Genomic DNA, 1,343 nt, shown 5'->3' with positions numbered 1-1,343 from the left:
TAATTTGCTGTAATTCAAAGATTTTATTATTTTCTAACCAACTAAAAAACTCTTTTAAATATAAATATCTTGCTTGGGTAGTTTCGGGTTTTAATCCTAAAATGTCTAAATGTTTTTTGTAGTTTCTTGCCTGTTCTTGGTAGGTTTCAGAGTAGATTTTATGCTTGCTTGGTGCGCCCATCTTTTATTATTTTAAATGTTGAATTTTAAATTTTAAATGGTTTGGTATGACGTTTTTAAGGTTTATGATGGTTTTGCTTACTCAATATTTTATTTTTAGGAACGCTAGACTATTTTTTTACTATTTTCTTATGTTTTACAATAGTTTACACCGTTTTCCAGTGTTCCTTTTGCGTTCCTTTAGTGTTCCAACTTACTTTTGCTCTTGTCGTAGCTGTTCTATTTATTCATGCCTTTTTATTTGTTTTTTATAGGTATTCATGAATCGAAGTTTGTTTTTATTGGATTTTTTTGTTTTTTAGTTTTTCGATTTGAAGCATTAGAAAATCTTTTATTTCAGTTCTTAATTTTTGATAATTGTCCCAATAGGAGATTTTATATTTTATGCCTTTGTTGGCAAAACCGCCAACTTGTTTGATGTATTCTAACTCTAAAAGTGTTTGTATATATCTAAATATCTGTGTTTTACTTATTCCTAAATCTTGTCTTATATCTCTTAAAATAAACTCTTGATTTTCGTTTTTAACGTGCTTTTTTAATCGTTCAAAAAATTGTCTTAAACTTCCATCGAGTTCATCTACTTTTAAAATGATACTTTCAAAAAGTACTTCGGTGGCTTGTTCGATGTCTTCGATTTCTGTGATTAAAGCCTCCCCAACCCCTCCGAAGGAGGGGCTTTTAACTATTTGACGTTGATATTGGTTCAGGAACGTTACTTGTTTGATTACGGCTTGATACATTTCGTTTAATCGTCTAATTTTATGCACTTTCTCTGGTAGATGTAATTGTGTTGCATACGGATTAATGACTTCGTACTCTTTTAAATTTCTAATGATTTGTTGTATAAAGTTGATTGCTTTTTGGCTTTCTTGTGGATCTATTTCTCCTGCATTGCGTTTGTTTTGGTAGTCGATTATTCTTGCGGTTTGTTCTTTACTTTCGTCAACTGCAATAAGGAATGAACGGCTCATATTATCTTCGTAGGTTTCGCCTTTGGTGGTGGCTGATAAACTGGAGAACTGACCTTTTACTATTTTATGAGAAGATTTGTTATTTCCTTTTTTGTCTTTTATGGTTACGGAACTTCTTAAAACTTGGTTGGATATAAATTCTCGCAGGGCATAGAGTGCATCTTCTTTTAAGCCGTCTAAATCTTCAATAAT

At 31.1% G+C, this 1,343-nt stretch carries 1 protein-coding gene and 1 pseudogene; both read right to left on the bottom strand.

The window, feature by feature from the left end; genetic code table 11:
• Positions 1-181 (bottom strand): hypothetical protein (locus tag B0A78_RS12060; protein ID WP_133065791.1); only part of this gene is annotated, 181 nt, incomplete at its 3' end.
• 277 nt (positions 182-458) lie between these two features.
• Positions 459-1,343, bottom strand: a pseudogene (locus tag B0A78_RS14910) (hypothetical protein); the annotation flags it as partial.

Source organism: Flavobacterium columnare NBRC 100251 = ATCC 23463, from assembly GCF_002530675.1.
Lineage (GTDB): Bacteria > Bacteroidota > Bacteroidia > Flavobacteriales > Flavobacteriaceae > Flavobacterium > Flavobacterium columnare.
Note: the sequence above shows the minus strand (reverse complement) of the source record. Positions and strands in the feature narration are given on the sequence as shown.